Consider the following 23,931-nt stretch of genomic DNA (forward strand, 5'->3'; position numbering starts at 1 on the left):
ATTTCTGCTATCTTCATTGCGGAAATTATCTATCAACAACAAAAACATTATACTATGTTAGAAGAATTATTCAACCTCGTAAAAGGCAATGCACAGGAATCGGTGATCAATAATCCTGTTATTCCCAACGAACAGAACAACGCGGTTATCGCATCAGCCACGCATTCTGTAGCAGAAGAGTTGCAGGGAACCTTAGCTGGTGGCGGCTTACAAAATGTATTATCGTTATTTGGTGGTGGCGGGGCCAACGGGGGCAGCAGCTTGTTAAACAATCCTATCGTAAGTAATATCATCAGTAATTTTACCAATAAGCTTACCAACGATCATGGTATTGAAAGCAACCAGGCAAGCGGCATTGCATCGAGTTTAATACCAGGTGTATTGAGTAATTTAATCAGCCGTACCAATAATCCGAATGATAACGGCTTTAACATCAATAGCATCATTGGCTCCCTCACTGGTGGAGGTGCCCAGCAAGCTGGTGGCGGCGGATTTGATTTAGGTGGCCTGGTAAGTAAATTTACCGGTGGCGGTGGTTTAGATACCGACGGGGATGGCAAAGTTGAATTAAGCGATATTATCAGCAAAGTAACAGGTGGAGCCCAGCAGGCGCAACAGGCACAAGCCGGCGGTGGTGGCGGTTTGATGGATATGATCAAAGGATTTATGAAATAGTGGCAAAGATTAAGATATTGTTAAAGCGTCCTGTAAACAGGGCGCTTTTTTATTTTGATTAAACCAAATAAATAACTTTGTGTCTGATATTACAAGAAGCAATTTTTAAACAAAAGTTTTAAAGCTTGTTTTTTAAGAAATAAACAGTTCTTTTTTTCGTTATCAGGATAAGTAAAACAAAGCTGTTCGGGTATTAAGAAACTCTTAACACTGACACTGAAACCTTTGGCACCTGATTTGCGTACTTATAAATAGAACACACAACAACAAAATATTTAAAAATTTCTCATAAGCAGTTAGTTTTGGTAAACGGCCCCTGTTTCTACAGGGGCTTCTCTTTTGTACTACTGCCCGAAAAAACATCAAATGCCTTTGCTAATGTTTAACGGCGCACTATCTTTAATTAAGATATTTTTGCAGCACTATGAGTATGCAATCGCAGATATTTCAAACCAATAGCCCCTCCCGCTGGAAAAAAGTAAAATGGACCGCCCGGATCATTTTAATGGTTTTTCTTTTTTTAATGGCCGTAGTTGTAATAGCGCTGGTAAGAGCAGCCATCCCTTCTCAATTAAATTACGATCAGCAATCAAAAGAATATGCCAATACTTTAGATCCTTCTAAGCCCCTAACTTTTGCGCACAGCCAGAATAAAAAATATAAGGGTTTCAAAGATTTTTTAGCAAAGAAAACACAGGAAGATTCTTTAAAGATCAACAAGCAATTTTATGCAGATACTGCTAATAAAAATCCTTACATAAGAGCTGCTTTTTATACCCCGTGGAATCAAAATGCATCAGCACCGGATCTTGAACGATATGGAGATAATTTAAATACAATTTTTCCGGAATGGTTTTTTATTGATACACTTACTTATAAACTTCAAACAAGAATTGATAGTGCCGGCCTTGCTATAATGAAAAAGAAGCAGCTGAGAATAATGCCGATTTTCAATAATTTCCATTCCAGGGTTAAAAATCCTGATTTTGACGGAAAGTTGTTGCATGTAATTTTAAACGATAGCAATAAAAGGAAATTTATCATTAAGCAATTGGTTGATACGTTAAGCTTTTATAAACTACAGGGCATTAATATTGATTTTGAGGAATTGATTGAAAAAACAAATGAACCACTTACTCAGTTTCAAAAAGAATTGTATGAAGCACTGCATCCTCTAGGCTTAACAGTTACAATGGATGTAGCAGTAAAAAATGACGACTATGATTACGAAAAGCTATCTGATTACAATGATTATATAATACTGATGGCTTACGATCAGTTTAATAATGGCAGCCCGCCTGGCCCGATTAGTGCACAAAAATGGATTGAGGAAGCTATTGACTGGACAGCTGCAAAAATTGAAAGTGAAAAAATTATTTTAGGTATTGCAGGATATGGTTACGATTGGACACTTAACGAAGAGGGCAAAGTAGAAGAAGTAGATGATATTACCTATGCAACAGCAATTGATAATGCAAAAAATGTAAACGCCGTTGTAGATTATGATAATGACAGCTATAATTTACATTACAGTTATACCAAAGAAGTAAAAAATGAAGATGGCACAATTGAAAAATTTAAACACGAAGTTTGGTTTACTGATGCTGCTACAACCTTTAACATTCTCCGCTTTAGCGATGAGTACGCAACAGCAGGTACGGCCTTGTGGCGTATGGGAGGAGAAGATACCCGTATGTGGACGTACTACAACAGGGATTTAAGTAATGATGCTTTACAACTCAATCCTTTTAATTTTAATTTACTTTCTACTGTAGCATACAAGAATAATGGTAAACCTACTGCTATAAACGATGGTGACGGTGGTGGTGAATTACTGGATTTTTTGTTCTCTCCACAGGAAGGAAAAATTGATCTGCAAATTGATAGTACCGAACAATTAGTTGCCGAGCAGAATTATGTTCAACTTCCATCTGGCTATGTTTATAGAAAATTTGCAGAAGATACTTCCGAAATTGGCCCTGGTCATAAGCTCATACTCACTTTTGATGATGGACCTGACCCTACATGGACACCTAAAATTTTAGACATCCTGGAAAGCAGAAAAATTCCTGCTACATTTTTTATTGTGGGGTTGCAGGGAGAAAAAAATATTCCGCTTTTACAACGCATCAACAAAGACGGTTTTGAAATTGGCAACCACACTTTTACTCATGGCAATATTGCAAAGATGAGTCCGGAACGGGCAGAAGTAGAGTTAAGATTAACCCGTTTGTTAATTGAAACCATTACCGGGAGGTCTACCATTTTATTCAGGGCGCCTTATAACGCTGATAGTGAACCGCAGACCTTTGAAGAAATTGAACCTTTGGCAAGAAGTAAAAAAGATAATTACATAACAGTTGGCGAAAGCATTGACCCGGAAGATTGGGAAGTTGGCGTAAAAGCTGACAGCATTGTAGCCCGAACTATAAGGCAGGCAGAAGAAAGACATGCAAATATCATTTTATTACACGATGCCGGTGGCGAAACAAGAGCAGAAACAGTAAAAGCATTACCAAGAATCATTGATTACTTTCAAAAGAAAGGTTGCAAGTTTACTACGGTAGCCGATCTAATGGGCAAAACCAAAGATGATGTAATGCCAAAAGTTCCTTCCTCTTTTACCAATAAACTAAATTTTATTATTGCCCAGGGCACTTACTGGGGTAGCAATCTTTTATTCTCTTTATTTATTCTTGGTATTGTGTTATCTATTTTCCGCATGGTGGCAATGGCAGTGCTTGCATCTTTTCAAAGAAAAAAAGAAAACAAGGATAATGCTGCCATTATACCTGTCATTGGCCAAACGCATTTTCCAAAAGTGTCCATTATTGTACCAGCCTATAACGAAGAAATAAATGCGGTAAGAACGGTAAGCAACCTGTTACAACAAACTTATCCCGGCCTGCAAATTATTTTTGTAGATGATGGCAGCAAAGACAGCACTTATAAAATTGTAAGCGAAAATTTTGCAGGTGTGGCTAATGTGCAGGTACATACCAAACCCAATGGAGGAAAAGCATCTGCATTAAATTATGGCATTAACCTGGCCGATACTGAATATGTTGTTTGCATTGATGCTGATACACAATTAAAAGCGGATGCCGTTGCACAACTAATGAAAAAATTTACCCATGAAAATGTTGGCGCTGTAGCAGGCAACGTAAAAGTGGGCAATGAAATAAATATGATCACCCGCTGGCAAAGTATTGAATATATTACCTCTCAAAACTTCGACAGGCGTGCGTTTGATTTGTTGAATTGCATTACTGTGGTGCCGGGTGCTATTGGTGCTTTTAAAAAAGAAGCTATCATTAAAGCCGGGGGGTTTACTACCGATACTTTAGCCGAAGATTGTGACCTTACCATGCGCCTGCACCGTAACAATTACCTGGTAAGAAATTGCAACGAAGCTATCTCTTACACCGAAGCGCCGGAAACCATGAAGCAATTTATGAAGCAGCGTTTCAGGTGGAGCTTTGGCGTTATACAATGTTTCTGGAAACACCGTGATGCTGTTTTCAATACCAAATACAAAAACTTTGGTATGGTGGCATTGCCAAATATTCTTGTATTTCAAATGATACTGCCTTTTTTAGCACCTTTGGCAGACCTTATTTTAGTGCTGAGTTTGATCGCAGCAGGTTTTGGTATCATTCCGGCAAGTTTAAGTCATATCATTTTTTACTACCTTATTTTTTCAGTAGTGGATATTGCGGGTGCAGCATTGGCCTTTGCATTTGAAAAAGAGGATTATAAAAAATTACTCTGGATGATACCACAGCGGCTGATCTACCGTCAGCTGATGTATTATATTTTAATCAAATCATTTAACAAGGCAATTAAAGGAGAATTACAGGGTTGGGGCGTTTTAAAACGCACCGGAAATGTAAAACAGGTACCTGCTGCTTAAATTACAGCTTAGTGCTTTACCTTTGCCATCCCTGTTCAAAAAGGATTTCATCTGAACGGGCAAATTTTTATACCATTGGCTACAGAAAACTCAGACAGGAAGAATTTTTTTAAGCGGCTCCGTAAGGGGCCTGCTGCCGATACAGAGCAAACCGAGATGACCTTTATGGATCACCTGGAGGCATTACGCTGGCATATCATGCGTTCGGTAATTGTTTGGCTAACCGCTGCCATTGCTATTTTTGTTTTCAGGAACTGGGTGTACGACAATATTATCATTGCTCCGTCCAGCGATACATTTATTACTTATGGAGCCTTATGCAGGTTTGGTCACTGGCTTGGCTTAGGTGATGGCTTATGTATGCCCCCGGTAAAAATTAATTTCCAGATCATGGAAGTTAACGGTACTTTTTCTTCTGCTTTAAATATTGCAATGGTAGGTGGTGTTATTATTGCCTTTCCCTACATCTTTTGGGAGTTATGGCGTTTTGTAAAGCCTGCCTTGTCTACCAAAGAAAAAAAATATGCCAGGGGAAGTATCTTGTGGGTATCCCTCTGTTTTTTTGCAGGCGCTGCTTTTGGATATTATTTATTAGCGCCTTTTACTTTTAACTTTTTAGCCACTTTTGATCTTGGTACCGGCGGCAATATTAAATATGCCCCTACACTTAATGATTATATTGATAGCCTTACTAATTTAATACTCGGCTGTGGTATTGCTTTTGAATTACCCATTTTAGCATTTGTACTGGCTAAAATCGGGTTAATATCCGCCGGTTTCTTAAAAAAATACTCCAAGTATGCTTTTGTAATTATCTTACTGGTGGCTGCTATCATTACGCCTTCGCCTGATATGACCAGCCAGATCATTGTGGCATTGCCTTTATTGCTGCTTTACTGGATCAGTATTTTACTGGTGTCCAGGGTTGATCGCCAAAAAGCGAAAGAAGAAAAAGAATGGAGCTAAAAACAATGACTAATGTAATAATTAACAATTGATAATTAGCGTACGATTTTCAACTTAATAATGTTTAATTTTACAGTAGCATTATTCATTATCAATTATCCATTATTTATGTCTCCCTTTAATTTAAAACTACCCGTTGCTATAGGATGCGATCATGCAGGATTTGATTGCAAAGAAGACCTGATCTCGTTTTTAGAGGGAGAAGGTATTGTATTTAAAGATTTTGGCACTTATAATAAAGACTCCGTTGATTATCCTGATTTTGCACACCCTGTAGCCAGTGCTGTTGAAAAAGGCGAAGCGGCATTTGGTATCTTACTTTGTGGCAGTGCCAATGGTGTTGCCATAACAGCAAACAAACACCAGGGTATCAGAGCTGCTATTTGCTGGGGCGAAGAACTGGCCGAACTGGCCCGCAAACATAATGATGCTAATATCATTTGTATCCCTGCCCGATTTGTACGCGACGGCGATGCAGAAAAAATGCTGGATACCTTTATGAATACGGCGTTTGAAGGAGGCAGGCATGCCAACAGGGTGGATAAGATAGCATGCTAAATCAGCTATATGCCTTATACTTTTCAAAGCCTGCAACCGCATCATTTTATTACAATATTAAAAAGAAGAGCCTATCAATTACTCTGGCCGATAGCATTGCTCCTTATACTGCAATTATTTTTCTCCGAAAGCAAACTCGTTAAAGATAATTTTCATTTCTATTTTCTTTTAATAACAGAAGCGTTGCAGTTGTTTTCCATTTCCAGAGATTCAATCAATGAAATAATTATCGATACCGGCAAAAAAATTTTACAGGTAAATTATTACAACTTCCACCAGGGACAAATGCAAGAGCGGTTTGCTTTTTCAGAATTAAAAGTAGCTATTTCGTCAACCGGCAAAGATGAAGTGCGTGAGATTAATTTTTACATCAAAAGAAAAGCTGAATTTGCGTTGCGAAAAGATAAAGATAATTTCAGCCAGCAAGACCTGGAAAGCCTTAAAGAACTGCTTTACGTCATCACTTCTCCTAAAAGCATTTAACCATTTATCATTTTTTATTTTTCTGCGTATTCACTTATCGTATTTTTAAAACTTAAACTTTTAACATGAGAAAATTGCTCTTTTTATGCGCTGTATTAATAAGTGTACAGTTATCGGCACAAATGAATGATGCTGAAAAATATGCCTCTGTAATCACAGGCGCTAACCTTCAAAAACACCTTACCATTGTTGCCAGTGATGATTTTGAAGGCAGGGAAACGGGTACAATAGGGCAACGCAAGGCAGCTGCTTATATTGAATCGCAGTTCAAAAACATGGGATTAAAATCTGTGCCATCATTAAATGGCTACCAGCAGTATTATCCATTATACCAGGATAGTTTGGTAAGTGCCGAATTTAAACTAAACGGTAAAGATGCCGTTTTTGGTAAAGATTTTATCACACCACTCAACACCAACGAAACAGGAAAATTTAAAGGTAAAAAAGTAGTATTTGTAGGCTATGGTATTGATGATGAAAAATACAGCGATTATAAAGACATTAAAGTAAAGGGCAAAGTGGTGGTTTTCTTTTTGGGCGAACCCAAAGCTGATGGCAAGTTTATCATTAGCGGTTCTGCCACACGGGGCAGTGAATGGAGTTTTCCGGGCCTCAGCAAAAAATTAGCGGTTGCCGCTGCTAAAGGGGCTATTGGTGCATTGGTTATCAATCCTAACCAGGAAGTTTTTAATCAACGTACCGTTGACAATGGTAAAAAAACGGGAGTGTATTTTCCAAGAGCGGCAGCAACAACAGGCAAAACCATTAACTACGCATTGTTGTCGCATGCATTTGCCAAATCACTTGTAGGTGATTTTTTTAATTTTGATTCCTATCTTAAATCGGCTAAGGCCAGTGAACTTTTGCAGATCCATTCAGTTGAAACCGGTATAAAAACAGCTTTTGTTTTTGATAAATACCGCACCACTATTAATGCCAGCAATGTTGTTGGTGTTATTGAAGGCACTGATAAAAAAGATGAATACGTTTTTTTAACCGGCCACTACGATCATTTGGGCATTGGTAAACAAGATGGGAAAATTTATTACGGTGCCGATGATGACGGCAGTGGTACCTGCGCTGTGATACAAATGGCAGAAGCGTTTTCTAAAGCAGCGGCTGAAGGGCACAGGCCAAGAAGAACTCTTGTTTTTATGACTGTAAGTGGCGAAGAAAAAGGTTTGTGGGGTAGTGAATACTATAGCGATCACCCATTTTTCCCTTTAGACAAAACAAGTGTTGATTTAAATACTGATATGGTGGGCCGTATTGATACGGAAAGAAAAACCGGCGACACTATGAATTATGTATATGTAATTGGCCACGATAAAATAAGCAGCGACCTGCCTAAAATAAATGAAGCTGCCAATAACAATTATACCAGGCTTACATTAGATTATAAATTTGACGACCCTAACGATCCTAACCGTATTTATTTCCGCAGCGACCATTACAATTTTGCTCGTAAAGGCGTTCCTATTTTGTTTTTTTATGATGGTATGCTAAAAGCAGATTATCATAAACCAACTGATACTGTAGATAAAATTACCTGGGACCTGTATGAGAAAAGAGTGCGTATGATCTTCCATACTGCATGGCTGATGGCCAACAGGGATGATATGCTGAAACGGGACACCCCTTTAAATATGGGAACAAGATAAAAACAAAAACCACCTTGCAAAAAGGTGGTTTTTTTATCCGGTTGTGTTTACTATTTTAGTGTATCAATAAAATATGTACTATGGAAACAAATGAATACAATACGCAGGAAGAAAATAAACACGACCAGATTGCTGCATATCATGATGATATACGCCAGATTGAACTGGAAGGATACGAACTTGGTGTAAAGAAAGCACGCAATGCTTTATTCTGGACAGCCGGGCTTTTATTAATCTGGCAAATAATAGCTGCAGCAAGAGCTGAAGGTGAATTTGTATTGGAGCCATTTTTATTTTTAGCTCCCTTTATTATCGGATTTGTTGTATTAGGTATATGGACAAAACGTAAGCCACATACCGCTATTGTTATCGGCTTATGCCTGTTTATTGCTCACTGGGTTTTAGTAATAGTCACCAATTTTATGTATGGCGATGATATCAGTATAGCCAAGGCTTTTTTAGGTGGGATTATAGTACGTATCATTATCCTGATAAATCTTATACGTCCTTTAAAAGATGCCAAACAATTACAAATTGCAAAAGAAGAAAAGCGTATTTGATCAACAGCATATTATAATAAAAAGAGGAAGAAAATAATTTCTTCCTCTTTTTATTATAATGAAATTGCGCTTTGTATTTATTTTACTTCGTAAACATTATCTGCTTTGTTTACATCGGGCACATAAGTACTACCCAGTTTTACCATTTTTATTTTTTTTGAAGTAGTAACGTTTACGGATACACTGGTATTTCCTTTTTCCCACACGGCAATGGAGCGATGAATTTTTTCTGTGCTGCCATCGCTATAAGTTACAGTAATATCCACAGGTACAGGTTTTGTTCCTATTGATTTAATGGTAATTTGTTTACCAGCAACTTTTGCAACAGCCAGGTCGGGCACACCATTGTCAAAGAACCAGCGCTTCCAGAACCAGTTTAAATTTTTACCACTGCCTTCATTCATGCTGTTGAAAAAATCGTACGGAATAGGATGCCTGCCATTCCAGTTGCGAAAGTAATTATGTAATCCTTTATAAAACAACTCATCCCCCAGCATATCTTTTACGAATAAATACCCCATTGCAGGTTTGGGATAACTGTTGATGAACATAGATGTACCATACTCCTGTGTGGTGAGCGTTACAATGGGCAGATCAATTTCAGTTCCTGCACTTCTTTCCACAGCGGTTATACCATATTCGTCTACAATACTGGTATCAATCATTGGAGAGATAAGCCACTCTCCTATTGTTGCCCAACCTTCATCCATCCAACCGTACTTGGTTTCATTAATGCCCATGTAAAAAGGAAACATGGTATGAAATATCTCATGGTCGGTTAATTCAATACTTTCTGCCCTGTCTTCAACGGGGTTATCATTTACCATCATCGGGTATTCCATCTGGTCTAATCCATCAAAAACAGTTTCGTGGCTGTACGGGTAAGGCCATTTAGGAAAACTATAACTCATCGCTTCCACCGTTTTGTGTGCATCAGCCACTACATTAAAATAGTCTTTGTGTTTAGGGTTAAATACTGCATCTACCCTTGTTCTTCTGCCTGTTGTTTTATCTACCACAAGGCTTGAGCTTTGCCAGATGTAATGATTACTTAAAGCGAATACCGCATCGGTTAGATGTTTAGCTTCAAATATCCAGGTATTGGTAGTATCTGATTTTGTTATCTGTTCATTTTTAATATCAGTACTGTCAATTATGGTAATATAGCTGTCATTGGTTTCTGCCTGCTTAATTCTTTGCTGAAATTTATCCGTAAAAATTAAATTACTGTTAGTGAGATCGCCGGTTGCCCAAACCACATAGCTGGCAGGCACTGTTACTTTTGTTGTAAAATCGCAGAAGTCGTTATAAAATTCCTGTGTACCTAAGTACGGGTTACGGTTCCATCCATCAATATCATCGTACACTGCAATTCGTGGAAAAAAATAGGCAATAAAATAAGCGCCGTCTTCTACTTCGCCTGTACGTATGTGCGATTTTTTATTAAGCGTGTAAGAGTAACTGATTTTAAATGTACCGGATTGTTTTGGTAAAAAAGGTTTTACCCGAACAGTCATGTTAGTGCCATCTATCCGGTGATTTCGCTCGGGTTGTATTTCTTCATTAAAAGCAATTTTTTCAATGCTTACGCCGCTGGTAGCATCTTCATCTTCTATTTTCATCAGCCTTGGCGATCCCTTTTTATAAATATTAGGATATAATTTGAAGATAATTTCTTTTAAAGTATCCGGGCTGTTATTTGTATAATTGATCTCAACAGTGCCCTTTACCATTCTTGTGGCCGGATCAAAATGCACATCAATATTATACACTGCATGATTTTGCCAGTAATTTTTTCCGGGCCTGCCATCACTGCTACGGGTATTTTTATCAAACGCTTTTTTAAGATTTACCGGTATCGGTAACGTTGTTTGAGCCAGTAATGTTACACCACTTAACAGGCAGATAAAACTTAAACAAATATTTTTCATCCGTTTTTTCTTTAAATATGAGTAGCTAAAAATAAGACAGAAAAACTTTTGCTCGATAAAAATACGTTAAGGGTAAAAAGCAAATCCCGGTAATGTTTACCGGGATTTGCCTTTATTTTTTGAAAGCGTTATAAATGCTGCTATAATTTTTCATATTCCACAACCAGAACGCCTTTTCTTCCACCAGGGTTTTCCAGTGCACTGGTTAATACCAGGTGATCATTTTTAAAAGAAACCGTGTACTTACTGGTTTTGTTTTTGGGTTGGATTATTGTAAGATTACCAGTGGAATCGTAAGTATAAGTGCTATTGGTGGCTGTGTTGTTTAAGGTTTCTATATAAACTCCTGAAGGTAAAAACTCTTGTTGAGTGTCCTGCATTTTCTTCAATAACATCTGCCCCAGGAACTGCATCATTTTTTTCGACATTTCAGGGTCTTTATCATTTTTAAAAACCACATCAAGAGAGTCTGACATATGAACGGAATCTGCTTTTACATCAGCTATCATAATTTTATCCAAAACAAAATAAACAGGTTTCCACTTTCCTGTTAATTTATTTTGAGCAATGCAGGTGGAAGTAAAAAACAAACCGGCTATTAAGATTATACAACGCATAAACATTTTCATTTGCAGTACGTAAATTACCAGCCCAATATCCAGGCAAAAATTAATGGCGCCACAATGGTAGCGTCGCTTTCCACAATAAACTTAGGCGTATGGATATCCAGTTTGCCCCAGGTGATTTTTTCGTTAGGCACTGCTCCTGAATAAGAGCCATAAGAAGTAGTGGAATCACTGATCTGGCAAAAATAACTCCAGAAAGGAACATCATGCCACTCAAGGTCCTGGTACATCATTGGTACCACGCAAATAGGAAAATCACCAGCGATACCGCCACCAATCTGGAAAAAGCCTACACCTTTGCCTGCAGAATTATTCCTGTACCAATCAGCCAGCCATACCATGTATTCAATACCACTTTTCATAGTGGTTGCTTTCATTTCATTTTTAATGATGTAAGAAGCAAATATGTTTCCCATAGTGCTGTCTTCCCATCCCGGTACCACAATCGGAATATTTTTTTGTGCTGCTGCCAGCATCCAGCTGTTCTTAGGGTCAATTTCGTAGTATTGCTCCAATACACCGCTCAGTAACATTTTGTACATGTACTCGTGCGGAAAATAACGCTCTCCTTTATCATCGGCTTCTTTCCATAATTTGTGAATATGCTGCTGCAATCTTCTGAATGCTTCTTCTTCCGGTATGCAGGTATCAGTAACACGGTTATAATGATTTTCCAGCAGGTCCCACTCTTCCTGCGGAGAAAGATCCCTGTAATTAGGAACTCTTTTATAATGGCTGTGTGCCACCAGGTTCATAATATCCTCTTCCAGGTTAGCACCTGTACAGCTGATAATGGAAATTTTATCCTGGCGAATCATTTCTGCCAAACTCAATCCTAATTCTGCTGTACTCATGGCACCAGCCAATGTTACCATCATTTTTCCACCTTCATCCAAATGGGTTACATAACCTTTGGCAGCATCCATTAAAGCAGCTGCATTAAAGTGGCGGTAATGGTGTTCAATAAAATTTGAAACGGGTCCTTTGCTCATAATTTTTGCTGCCCTGAGTTTAACGAAGGGCAAGGCTGCAAAAGTAATTTTTTTATAAAGATTATGCTCTATTTTCTGCCCTTTTTAAAATTATGTTTTACTGCGGCCACTATAAATACACCAATACCAGCAAGTTCTGCAATCATACTTTCTGTAAACTTTGTATATTTAATTATTATTTAATTACAGGCCAGCAGTAGTTAAATACCCAAAGAAATTTTATACTGATGGAAAATAGCATTTACTGGCATGCTGTGTACACAAAACCCCGCTGGGAGAAAAAAGTGGCGGCATTGCTTGAAGCAAAAGGAGTTGAATATTATTGTCCTTTAAACAAAGTGACAAAGCAATGGAGCGACAGAAAGAAAACTGTACTGGAACCTCTTTTTAAATCCTACGTTTTTGTAAAGGTTCCCGAAAATAAAAAATGGGATTTATTAAATATCCCCGGTATTCTTAATTATGTAACCTGGCTGGGCAAGCCTGCTAAAATTAAAGACAGTGAAATTGCCACCATTCGTAAATTTTTAAAGGAGTTTGAATCAGTAGAAGTAGTGGAAGGCCGTTTAGAGATAAATTCCAAAGTAAAAATAAAACAAGGAGTGCTGATGAACTATCACGGCATATTACTGCAAATTTCGGGCAATCGTGCCAGCGTTAAAATAGAAAGTATGGGTTTGCAGCTGATCACTTCAGTTGATAAGAAAAATCTTGAGAAAGTTGCAGCAGACAGGATATAATATGACGATAAAGCTGGTTTACAAAATAAGCCCGCTACCCTTTAAAAATTAACGGCAATACTAAATTTAGATTGCTACATTTGATTCAATATTGCCATTATAACCATGTTCAATTTTTTTAAGAAAAAAGAAACCGCTGCACCTGAAAACTTACCTTTCACTATTGATATCCATTCGCATATTTTACCGGGTATTGATGATGGAGCACCGGATACAGCAACATCATTGTCACTGATACAGGGGTTGTATAATTTAGGCATCCGGAAATCTATTGCCACACCACATATTATTGGTGACATGTACCGCAATACTCCCGAAACAATTGCTGAAGCATTGGAAAAAGCACGGCAGGCCTGTTATGAAGCAGGGCTGGATATAGAATTATCTGCCGCTGCAGAATATATGCTGGATGATTATTTCTTAGAACTGCTGAAAAAGAAAGACCGCCTGCTTACGCTGCATCAGAATATTATACTTACCGAAATATCCTACACATCCACACCACAAAATCTTGGAGAAATTACAGCCGGCATCATTGCAGAAGGATACCTGCCGATATTAGCACATCCCGAAAGGTATCATCACTATCAACAGAATTTTGATGAGTACTATCACTTAACAGAAATGGGCTTTGTTTTGCAGGTAAATATTTTATCCCTGGCCGGCTACTATGGCAAGCGTGCCGAAAAAGCAGCAAAGTTTATCCTGGAAAAAAAATTAGCCATGATGGTGGGTACCGACCTGCATCACCAAAAGCATTTAGCTGCACTCAATCATCCTGCCAATAAAATAATTTTTCAAAATCTATTGGGCACAGATGTTTATAACGACCTTGACCTGGTACATAAAATCAAATATCCCTAAGCCCGGTTGAAATTGTATTTTAATTGTTGTAATTGCAGTGCTTTTACACTGGCTGGTATCTCTGCATTTTCAGGAAACCATTATCTTCGTTCTGCCAGCTTTTATCAGCATCCCTGATGCCATAAGTAAAAAAAACCTTTCAAATGAAATTACTTTCCACCGTACTGCTGCTTATTTTTTTTAAATGCGGTTTTGCCACTACTTATTATATCAGTTCAAAAGGAAGCGACCAGAATGGAAATGGTACTATTGGTAATCCCTGGCATTCTTTATATAAAGCAACAGCTGCAGTTACAACACCAGGTGATATCATTCATGTAACAGCAGGCACTTATAACGAACCGGTAAGGTGTAACCTTGCAGTTGGTGTAAGTATTGAAGGCGAGGGACCTGCATCTGTTATTCAATCTACATTAAGTATTGAATTTGCCGCAATAATTGTGGCTACATCAAAAGAAGGAACTGATGGCAGCCAGCACATCAGCAATATAAAAATTGATGGCACCAACAGAACAGGGTCGTGGGGTATTGAAATAAGGGGAAGAAAAAATGTAAGTATTCATGATTGTATTATTGCTGATTTTGATGACCGCGGTGTAATATGGGCAGGCAGGGAAGATAATGAAGAAGGTGCTCCTGAAATATATGCAAGCGGCAATAGCTTTTATAACAATACCCTTTCCAACTGCGCTAAATATGATGGTTATGGCAGGGGCTGTTTAAATATTGGCGGACAGGAAGGAATGCTGATTTATAACAACACCATTACTCAAAAAGGCAGATCAATAGGCACGAATGGCTGGCCAATAAAGTATTACAACGGCGGTTTTTTAAAAGGGTGCAAGATCTATAGCAACGTAATTACCAAAGAAGCCTATGATGGAATAAGCTGGGATTTTGCAATAGAGTTATTTAATGTATTCGGTTTGGAGATTTATAACAATACTGTAATTGGCGCCATAGATATTAACCACCAGACAAAAGACAACTATCCTTACAGCGTTTATATCCATGATAATATAATTGGCCCGCTGAGTTTACAATCCCGGTTAGAAACCGGTATTACCCTGGAGTACGAAACAGATGGCGCAATTATAGAGAATAACCGTTTAAGAAATTTAGGCATGCCTGTTTATTTTACACCCCGTGAAGGGAGCATTGTAAGCAACATAACTATTAAGAATAACCTGTGCGATAATATTGGTGTTACCGATGAGAGCCACCATGGCTATGCCATCAATTTTATAGGTATTGGTAAAAGCTATTTCATTTCTAATTTCTTTGTTTATGGAAATAAATTTATTGCCAATACCAATGCTGCACCTTATTACGGCATAGGTATAGCTGGTGCGGCCTATGCCACCAATGTAAGAATACACGATAACACCATTAAAGGGTTTACCGTGGCCGGCATATTCGCAAACCCTGCGTTTGTAATTGATACCATGCTTATTGAAAACAATATATTATCTGGCAATGGAAATGGCAATGATCCGTTTTTCGTACGTGGGGTACCCAATAATTACACATTTAAGCATAATACTAAAAGCAAATCAGATGATGGCACAAGCCCGGCATTTAATTTTACCCAGCGGGTGGTAAGGCCGTTCTACTACGAGCTGAAAAATACCGGTATGCTGGAGATCATTGCAGTGCTTTCGGGCCTGTTGGCTTTATTGTTTGCCGGTAAGGAGAACGTATATGCATACCCTTCATTTTTAGTGAACAGGATAGTATTTTTATTTTTAGGTTTTGATGAAGAATTGGTAGGGGAAATTTGTGTTAACCTGCTTTTTATTGCGTTGTGTATTTATGGCTGGAGCGTATGGGTAAAAAGAGACCGGAAAAAGCACCGCATTGTACGGGTTACAAGCGCTGATAAAAAAGAGTTGCTATTACACCTGGCATTTTTTATCAGCGCAGCAGTTGCTGTTTACTTTTCCTTTATTTACTTCAAAAAAGATTTTACTGCAGGCGCATCCTCATGGGCAGATGCTTTTGCAGTAGCTACTGCATTAACCGCAATGTTGTTAATTGCCCGGAAAAAAGCGGAAGCATGGCATTGGTGGATAGCCTCCAATATTGTTTTGATCTTCTTGTTTTTTATGAGAAACTATTTTCTTATGACCATGTACCATTGCGTATTACTGGCCATGAGTGCATGGGGGTTACGCAAATGGAACAAAAGAAAAAATGCCAGAAGAAGATCTTCAGGTACCGGTGCGTCAAAAAAAATAAAAATTGATTTATAACGCAACAGTGTATTATTTTTTAAGCTTGTTTCGCTGAATTCTTAACCTGTTCTTTTAAATGATCGGAAAGCCGGAGGCTTATAGCCACTACCGTTAGTGTTGGGTTTACTGCTCCGCCTGTTGTAAAACAAGAGGAACCTGCAGCAAATAAATTATTGATACCATGTACTTTACAATCGGCATCTACTACGCCTTTCTTCGGGTCTTCGCTCATACGTGTGGTGCCTAAATGATGCCAGCCGCCACTCACCAATGATGAAGGAACTGACTCATCTTTTGTATCCAGCATAAAATCAGGAATTCTTACACGGCCCACACCAGATATACCGATCTGCCGGGCAAATACTTCGATTATTGTAGTCACGGTTTTTTTATCAGGCGGAGACATTTGCCAGTTTAAATTGGCACGGGGTACACCTAAGGCATCTTTTTCTGTACTCAATTCAACACGGGATGCAGGATTGGGCACCTGTTCCATCCTGGTAAGCAACCCGTATGCCTTGTATAATTTTGAAGGCATAAAATGTCTTTCGAAAAAATTCCTTCTGTCTAAACTATTATATTTTTTAAACGAATCCAGGCTGTTCCTCGGGTCATCTGCAGACCACATTTTAATATTCGATATCCTGTTTTTAGATAATTCCAAAGGAGTTAATGAAATGGTGCCATTCATTATCTTAAGCTCTTCCTGCTTTTTTGCAGTGATCGCCATTTCCACTCTTTCGGTAATACCCTTCCCCATTTGATAAAGGTCAAGGGTATCTGAATTGGCAAGCCATAATTCGCCTGATTCTATATGCGGATGTTCCATAAAGTAACGGCCCACAACGTCATTATCATTACCAAGCCCTTTTGGTGCCTGCTTGTTGGATGCCAGTAATAATCTTGCATTTTGTATAGAGCAACAAGCCATGATAAAGAACTTAGCCCTTACCGTATGTTGTTTATCTGCATAATTTTTTATTATTACTTCTTTAATTTCCGAAACATTTTCTGTAGCGGTAATATCAACTACATTGGCATAAGTGTACAGGTGAATATTTTTTGCTCCAACAATTGTCTCTTTATATTTAGATCCAAATCTTGTAGGAGGGCTGAACTGCCACATTTTGCTCCAGATCACATTTTGATCCAATGGCAGTTCTTTAAGGGAAGGATTTTTTTTAAGCCAGTATTTTACATCCCATTCGTATGGGCCAAGGTCTAAAATTGGATGCGCTCTCGGGTAAAAGGGTTCTATGTCTTTTAATTTAATAGGCCACCCGCTATTTTCCACCCAATCTCTTTTTTCAAAATCCAGTTCGTCAAAAGTAGCACACATACCACCCCAATGCCCGGTACTGCCGCCAAAATAGTGTAACCGGCTGGCTTTCATAGGAAAGTAAGGTTGCCCGGTTATTTTGCCATTGTATAATTCCTGTACCTTATCATCATAATCAAAGCCGCCACCTTCCAGCAAAATAACTTTGTACGGCGTATTCATCCATTCAAGTGCAATACTGATACCGGCGGCCCCCGCCCCAATAATACAGATATCCCCTTCTATTACTGATTGATTGTCAATTTGCCGGGCATCAATATGCATACTATGCTTGGTTTTGTTGTAATGATAAAAGTGCACATTGCCGTGCTTCTGTTATTGAGATAAACCATCCTTTTATGATAATTGTTTTATCGGCCACAAATTCGTCATGAATTTTTGCATTTATAAATTCAGTGATCCGTAATTTATCAGAGGTTTTTAATTTTTGGCTTTTATCGTCGGTGAGGATAAGGTCTGTTAGTTTTTGTTTTTCATTTTCAACGGGTACCAATTCCCTGTACCTGGCGCCAATGTCCCTCAGTTCGCCCTCTTTGCAAAATTTGCCCAGTAAATCGGGAGTAGTAAGGGGGTCGGGTTGCCACCATTGCTTTTTTAAATAATAAGCAACAGGTAAACCAACGGCCACAACTGATGCCGAAATAATAAAGTTTCTTCTTTTCATATCAGGGTTTCAGGCACAAATGAAATAATAATTCTATTTAAATACCATCAATTGTTTCTAAATCAGCTGTTGTTGCAAAAAACACCGGTCATATCTACCAAAACCGGCAATATAAAGGCTGAAAACAGATTTTAAGAAATTCCTGGCTGTTTAATAGTTTTTTAACAAAATGGCTTTTATAAGGTTTAAAACTGGCTATTAGAACTATATTTTGTCATTTTTATTGTTTTCCACACTTCAAATACCTGTGTAACAACTGATAATGAACTAGCCGGTTATATCACGAAAAAATGTAAGATTAATTTTTTCCAGAATATTTAGATTTCTACGCAAAATAGTTGATTTTCCGCTATAAAAATCCGAACATCTTATAAACATCATGTTGAAAAATAAAAATTAGCATAGTATTTGATAAATGTTCATGTGAAATCTAATATTCTTAATTTGGGCAACCATCATTCCCCCGAAGATTTGTATGAGCAATAAAACCAAAGGCTTATTCGTTACTAAAACGATTCGAGCATCCATTATATCCACTAATATCTTATTAAAACTCCTATGAAACTAATTCTATTTTTTTTAGGTATTTTCCTATCCACACTCACCAATGCAACTACCTATTACGTTAGTACTACAGGTAGCGATGCAACAGGTACCGGTACAATTACCAATCCCTGGAAGACATTGTATAAAGCCACTAACACTGTTGCAGGTGTGGGCGACATCATCCATGTAAATGCAGGTACTTATCTTGAAACATTACAGTGCGTTTTAAAACCTGGTGTAAGTATCGAGGGCGATGGTGCTACTTCTATTTTAAAAACCACTCTTACTGCCGACTGGACGGAGTTGTTATCTTTACGTTCACCGGAGGGCACTAACGGTAACCAGCATATTTCCAATTTAATGTTTGATGGACAAAACCTCTCTACTTTCTGGGGTATTTATGTTGGTGGCAGAAGCAACGTAAGCATTCATGATATTACCATGGTGGATTTTAAAGACCGTGGCGTTTTATTCGGTGGCCGCAACGATGGCAATGGTGCACCACCCACCATTTATGCAACCGGCAATACTTTTTACAATAATACCATTACTAACTGTGCAGCCTATAATTTACCCAACGGTTCTTATGGCCGTGGTTGCTTAAATATCGGCGGGCAGGATGGTATGTTGATCTATAACAACACCATCTCACAAACCAGCAGGCCCGAAGGCTATAATGGCTGGCCTATTAAAGGCTGGAATGAAGGTTACCTGAAAGGCTGTAAGATCTACAACAATACGCTGAATAAAATTCCTTTGGGTAACACAAACGGAAATACCGGCTGGAATTTTGCTATTGAGTTGTTCAATGAATCAGGATTAGAGATCTATGGCAATACCATTACCGGTGGTTCTATCGATCTTAACTTTCAAACTAAAAATGGTTACCCCTATAGTGTATGGATACACGATAATGTTATTAAACAAACCAGTGTAAACAGCTGGATGGAAAGTGGCATAGTGCTGGAATATGGCACAGATGGTGCCATTATTGAAAATAATACCATTGATAAAAAAGCACATGGTATTGAATTTAACCCACGTTCGGGTGATATTGTTAAAGATGTTACCATACAAAGAAACCTTATCACCAACGTAACTATTGCACAAAACACCGGTGGCCTCATCGGTATTTTCAGCAATGCAGGCGATTACAGCATCGACAATTTTAATGTATTGAATAATACGATGGTGGCAACTGCAGGTGCTGCCCCATGGTGGGGAATTAACTTAGGCGGACTGAACACAGGTTATGCCAGGAACATCAATATTAAAAACAATATTATCACGAATATAGTAAGTGGCTGGTTGGTACAGGGCGGTGCTGTGGGTATCGATTCGCTGTCAATACAAAACAATAATACTTTCAATAACGGTGGCAGCAACAACCCTGTTTTTAACGGGATACAGCCCACTCATTATACCAATACCAACAATATTCATATTCTTCCGTTATTTATTTCACTTACTAATTTTCTGCTGCAGCCATTATCTCCATGTATCGATGCAGGTACCTATGTAGGATTAACCTATTCAGGCAGTGCTCCGGATATGGGGTTTGCGGAATATGGCGGCATAACCAATAATCCGCCAACAGCCAACGCAGGCACTGATCAATCGATTACTTTACCCACCAATACGGTTACACTTACAGGTTCGGGTACTGATACTGATGGTACTATAAGCGCTTATTTGTGGACCAAGATTTCAGGACCAACTGCCGGCACCATTGCTAACTCAGCATCGGCTACCACCACAGTTACGGCTTTGGTACAGGGCACTTATAAATTTGAATTAAAAGTTACTGATAATAATGGCGCTGTGGGAAGAGATACCATGCAGGTAATTGTGAACCCTGACCCAAACGTGCCCCCAACCGCTAATGCAGGCCCCGATCAGAATATCACATTACCCACCAACACGGTTAGCCTTAGTGGCTCGGGTAACGACCCTGATGGAACGATCAGTGCTTATTTGTGGACCAAGATTTCAGGACCCACTGCAGGTACCATTACTAACTCAGCAGCAGCAGCTACTACAGTTACTGCTTTGGTACAGGGTACCTATAAATTTGAATTAAAAGTTACTGATAATAACGGAGCTATTGGCAGAGATACCATGCAGGTTGTAGTTAACCCTGCACCTAACGTGCCACCTGCTGCCAATGCAGGGCCCGATCAGAATATCACATTACCCACCAATACCGTTAGCCTTAGTGGTTCGGGTAATGACCCCGATGGCACTATTACCGCTTACCTGTGGACGAAGATTGCGGGACCAACCGCCGGTACCATTACTAACTCTGCAGCTGCTGCAACAGCTGTTACAGGATTAGTGCAAGGCACCTACCAGTTTGAATTAAAAGTTACTGATAACAGCGGTGCTACTGCAAAAGATACCATGGTGGTGGTGGTTAATCCGGATCCTAATATTGCGCCAACCGCCAACGCAGGGCCCGATCAGAATATTACTTTACCTACCAATACCGTTAGCCTTAGCGGATCTGGCAATGACCCTGACGGCACTATTAGCGCTTACCTGTGGACCAAAATTTCAGGACCTACCGCCGGTACCATTACTAACTCTGCAGCAGCTGCTACTACAGTTACTGCTTTGGTACAGGGTACCTATAAATTTGAATTAAAAGTTACTGATAATAACGGAGCTATTGGCAGAGATACCATGCAGGTTGTAGTTAACCCTGCACCTAACATGCCACCTGCTGCCAATGCAGGGCCCGATCAGAATATCACATTACCCACCAATACCGTTAGCCTTAGTGGTTCGGGTAATGATCCTGACGGCACTATTACCGCTTACCTGTGGACGAAGATTGCGGGACCAACCGCCGGTACCATTACTAACTCTGCAGCTGCTGCAACAGCTGTTACAGGATTAGTGCAAGGCACCTACCAGTTTGAATTAAAAGTTACTGATAACAGCGGTGCTACTGCAAAAGATACCATGGTGGTGGTGGTTAATCCGGATCCTAATATTGCGCCAACCGCCAATGCAGGCCCCGATCAGAATATTACTTTACCCACCAATACCGTTAGCCTTAGTGGCTCGGGTAACGACCCTGATGGAACGATCAGTGCTTATTTGTGGACCAAGATTTCAGGACCCACTGCAGGTACCATTACTAATTCAGCAGCTGCTGCCACTACAGTTACCGCTTTGGTACAGGGTACCTATAAATTTGAATTAAAAGTTACTGATAATAACGGAGCCATTGGCAGAGATACCATGCAGGTAGTAGTTAACCCTGCACCTAACGTGCCTCCTGCTGCCAATGCAGGCCCCGATCAAAATATTACCTTACCTGTAAACGCTGTAAACTTAAGCGGATCTGGTAATGACCCTGACGGAACTATTACCGCTTACCTGTGGACGAAGATTGCGGGACCAACTGCAGGTACCATTACTAACTCAGCAGCTGCTGCCACATCTGTTACAGGATTAGTGCAAGGCACCTACCAATTTGAATTAAAAGTTACCGATAACAGTGGTGCTACCGATACAGATACTATGCAGGTAATTGTTAACCCCGCTAATATACCACCCGTTGCCAACGCAGGAGTTGATCAAAACATTACTTTACCCGTAAACGCTGTAAACTTAAGCGGATCTGGTAATGACCCTGACGGAACTATTACCGCTTACCTGTGGACGAAGATTTCCGGGCCTGCAGCAGGAACAATTACTAATACAGCTTCGGCAGCTACGCCTGTTACAGGATTAGTGCAGGGTACATACAGGTTTGAATTAAAAGTTACCGATAACAGTGGTGCTGTGGGAAGAGATACTATGGTAGTAGTAGTTAACCCTGCACCTAATGTTCCACCTACTGCAAATGCGGGCCTTGATCAGTCTATCACTTTACCCACCAGCTCTGTTAGCCTGAGTGGCAGCGGTATTGATCCTGACGGAACGATCACGGCTTATTTATGGACAAAAGTATCCGGGCCAACAGGAGCCGGAACCATTACCAATCCAAATGCAGCTGCTACATCTGTTACTGCACTGGTAGCAGGTATTTATAAATTTGAATTAAAAGTTACTGATAACAGTGGCGCTACCGATACAGACACTATGCAGGTAATTGTGTTTGCACCAAATATTCCCCCTGTTGCTGATGCAGGGTTGAACCAATCCATAACATTGCCTACCAATACAGCAAACCTTACCGGCAACGGAACGGATGTGGATGGAACTATTGTGGCCTACAAATGGACCAGGCTTTCCGGCCCGTCTGCAGGAATCATTGCCAATTCTTCGGCAGCTGTAACAACAGTGACCGGGTTAATTACAGGCGTATATGTGTTTGAATTAAAAGTTACCGACAACAATGGCGCTACTGCAACTGATAATATGCAGGTAACGGTTAATCCAGAAAATATCCCACCGGTTGCGAATGCAGGACCTGATCAATCAGTTATGCTACCTGCCAATAATGTTCTGCTTACCGGAACAGGAACTGATGTTGACGGAACAATAATAGCTTATGCCTGGAGGCAAATATCCGGCCCTCCTGATAAGCTTACTTCTATCAATACCGCTTCTACGTTTTTACAAAACCTGGTAGATGGTTCTTATAAATTTGAACTTACGGTTACAGATAACAGGGGTGCTACTGATAAAGATACCGTGAATGTTAAAGTTGCCACACCGGTAAAACCTGATAATAATAGTGTAAAAGTGTACCCTAACCCGGTAGTTGACTTTACAACCCTGGATATTAACTCCACCATACCTAACACAACATTACTGGTAGTTATTACCGATATGCAGGGTAAAATGGTGTACCAGAAACAACTGGTAACCGGTACTTATAATACCAGGGAAAGAATAAATATGAGCACTCTGTCGAAAGGCACTTATTTAATGACGGTTTATTTTGATAGCATTAATAAACAAAGCATAAAGGTTATTAAGCCTTAAATAATTCTGCTACTTATAAAAAAGAGGAAGCCGGTAACCGGCTTCCTCTTTTTTATTTTATTTATTGGCTCACCTTACCCTAAGTTGTGACAAAAATAGTGTGCCTTTATAAACTAAGGTCAATTACGATTTAGCAACTTACTCAAAAGAATTACAATTTATCATTCAGATTAGTGGTTGCAGCAGCACTTACAAATGGTAACTTTTCAAATGAATTTTGAATTTAAATCCGGCATTA

At 39.2% G+C, this 23,931-nt stretch carries 16 protein-coding genes; 11 read left to right on the forward strand and 5 right to left on the reverse strand.

From position 1 onward, the window contains the following. The first annotated feature begins 54 nt into the window (after nucleotides 1-54). From ACYVM0_RS18255 to ACYVM0_RS18285, 7 genes are all read left to right on the forward strand, one after another. Entirely contained in the window at nucleotides 55-675 is a 621-nt protein-coding gene (locus tag ACYVM0_RS18255) for a hypothetical protein (protein WP_460559324.1), read from the forward strand. 424 nt (nucleotides 676-1,099) lie between these two features. Continuing rightward, nucleotides 1,100-4,588, forward strand: a complete 3,489-nt coding sequence (locus ACYVM0_RS18260) for a glycosyltransferase (RefSeq protein ID WP_460559326.1) — start codon at nucleotides 1,100-1,102, stop codon at nucleotides 4,586-4,588. 75 nt (nucleotides 4,589-4,663) lie between these two features. Further along, a complete protein-coding gene (gene tatC / locus ACYVM0_RS18265; RefSeq protein ID WP_460559328.1) occupies nucleotides 4,664-5,554 on the forward strand; it encodes a twin-arginine translocase subunit TatC in 891 nt (296 codons plus the stop codon). A 60-nt stretch (nucleotides 5,555-5,614) separates the two neighbouring features. After that, on the forward strand, nucleotides 5,615-6,112 hold the full coding sequence (gene rpiB / locus ACYVM0_RS18270; protein WP_460559330.1) for an RpiB/LacA/LacB family sugar-phosphate isomerase: 498 nt from the start codon (nucleotides 5,615-5,617) through the stop codon (nucleotides 6,110-6,112). A gap of 9 nt (nucleotides 6,113-6,121) precedes the next feature. Then, the gene (locus ACYVM0_RS18275; protein ID WP_460559332.1) at nucleotides 6,122-6,595 is read left to right on the forward strand and encodes a hypothetical protein; all 474 of its coding nucleotides are present in this window, start codon (nucleotides 6,122-6,124) and stop codon (nucleotides 6,593-6,595) included. A gap of 65 nt (nucleotides 6,596-6,660) precedes the next feature. Next, nucleotides 6,661-8,256 (forward strand): M28 family peptidase, encoded by a 1,596-nt coding sequence (locus ACYVM0_RS18280; protein WP_460559334.1) that lies wholly within the window; start codon nucleotides 6,661-6,663, stop codon nucleotides 8,254-8,256. An 80-nt stretch (nucleotides 8,257-8,336) separates the two neighbouring features. Beyond that, nucleotides 8,337-8,816, forward strand: a complete 480-nt coding sequence (locus ACYVM0_RS18285; protein ID WP_460559336.1) for a hypothetical protein — start codon at nucleotides 8,337-8,339, stop codon at nucleotides 8,814-8,816. Between the two features lie 77 nt (nucleotides 8,817-8,893). Here the strand turns inward: ACYVM0_RS18285 and ACYVM0_RS18290 are convergent, their stop codons facing one another. The 3 genes from ACYVM0_RS18290 to ACYVM0_RS18300 all read right to left on the reverse strand — a co-directional run bounded on the left by ACYVM0_RS18290 (nucleotide 8,894) and on the right by ACYVM0_RS18300 (nucleotide 12,365). Then, nucleotides 8,894-10,747, reverse strand: a complete 1,854-nt coding sequence (locus ACYVM0_RS18290) for a M1 family metallopeptidase (RefSeq protein WP_460559338.1) — start codon at nucleotides 10,745-10,747, stop codon at nucleotides 8,894-8,896. 140 nt (nucleotides 10,748-10,887) lie between these two features. Then, nucleotides 10,888-11,364, reverse strand: coding sequence for a hypothetical protein (locus ACYVM0_RS18295; protein ID WP_460559340.1), 477 nt, complete (start codon nucleotides 11,362-11,364; stop codon nucleotides 10,888-10,890). Nucleotides 11,365-11,390: 26 nt separating this feature from the next. Further along, nucleotides 11,391-12,365, reverse strand: a complete 975-nt coding sequence (locus tag ACYVM0_RS18300; RefSeq protein WP_430990786.1) for a deoxyhypusine synthase family protein — start codon at nucleotides 12,363-12,365, stop codon at nucleotides 11,391-11,393. A 227-nt stretch (nucleotides 12,366-12,592) separates the two neighbouring features. Between ACYVM0_RS18300 and ACYVM0_RS18305 the strand changes: the two genes are divergently transcribed. The 3 genes from ACYVM0_RS18305 to pnuC all read left to right on the forward strand — a co-directional run bounded on the left by ACYVM0_RS18305 (nucleotide 12,593) and on the right by pnuC (nucleotide 16,221). Then, nucleotides 12,593-13,105: a UpxY family transcription antiterminator gene (locus tag ACYVM0_RS18305; protein WP_460559342.1), complete on the forward strand. Its 513-nt coding sequence runs from the start codon at nucleotides 12,593-12,595 to the stop codon at nucleotides 13,103-13,105. Between the two features lie 105 nt (nucleotides 13,106-13,210). Further along, a complete protein-coding gene (locus ACYVM0_RS18310; RefSeq protein ID WP_460559344.1) occupies nucleotides 13,211-13,969 on the forward strand; it encodes a tyrosine-protein phosphatase in 759 nt (252 codons plus the stop codon). Between the two features lie 143 nt (nucleotides 13,970-14,112). After that, nucleotides 14,113-16,221, forward strand: a complete 2,109-nt coding sequence (gene pnuC, locus ACYVM0_RS18315) for a nicotinamide riboside transporter PnuC (protein WP_460559346.1) — start codon at nucleotides 14,113-14,115, stop codon at nucleotides 16,219-16,221. A 19-nt stretch (nucleotides 16,222-16,240) separates the two neighbouring features. On the opposite strand, the gene ACYVM0_RS18320 is transcribed toward pnuC, so the two are convergent. Together ACYVM0_RS18320 and ACYVM0_RS18325 are read right to left on the reverse strand one after the other, a co-directional pair. After that, a complete protein-coding gene (locus tag ACYVM0_RS18320; RefSeq protein WP_460559348.1) occupies nucleotides 16,241-17,806 on the reverse strand; it encodes a GMC family oxidoreductase in 1,566 nt (521 codons plus the stop codon). A 1-nt stretch (nucleotide 17,807) separates the two neighbouring features. Beyond that, nucleotides 17,808-18,206 (reverse strand): hypothetical protein, encoded by a 399-nt coding sequence (locus tag ACYVM0_RS18325; RefSeq protein ID WP_460559350.1) that lies wholly within the window; start codon nucleotides 18,204-18,206, stop codon nucleotides 17,808-17,810. A 558-nt stretch (nucleotides 18,207-18,764) separates the two neighbouring features. On the opposite strand from ACYVM0_RS18325, the gene ACYVM0_RS18330 reads away from it, so the two are divergent. Then, nucleotides 18,765-23,693, forward strand: a complete 4,929-nt coding sequence (locus ACYVM0_RS18330; protein ID WP_460559352.1) for a PKD domain-containing protein — start codon at nucleotides 18,765-18,767, stop codon at nucleotides 23,691-23,693. Nucleotides 23,694-23,931: the final 238 nt, after the last annotated feature.

Source organism: Ferruginibacter profundus (assembly GCF_054783275.1).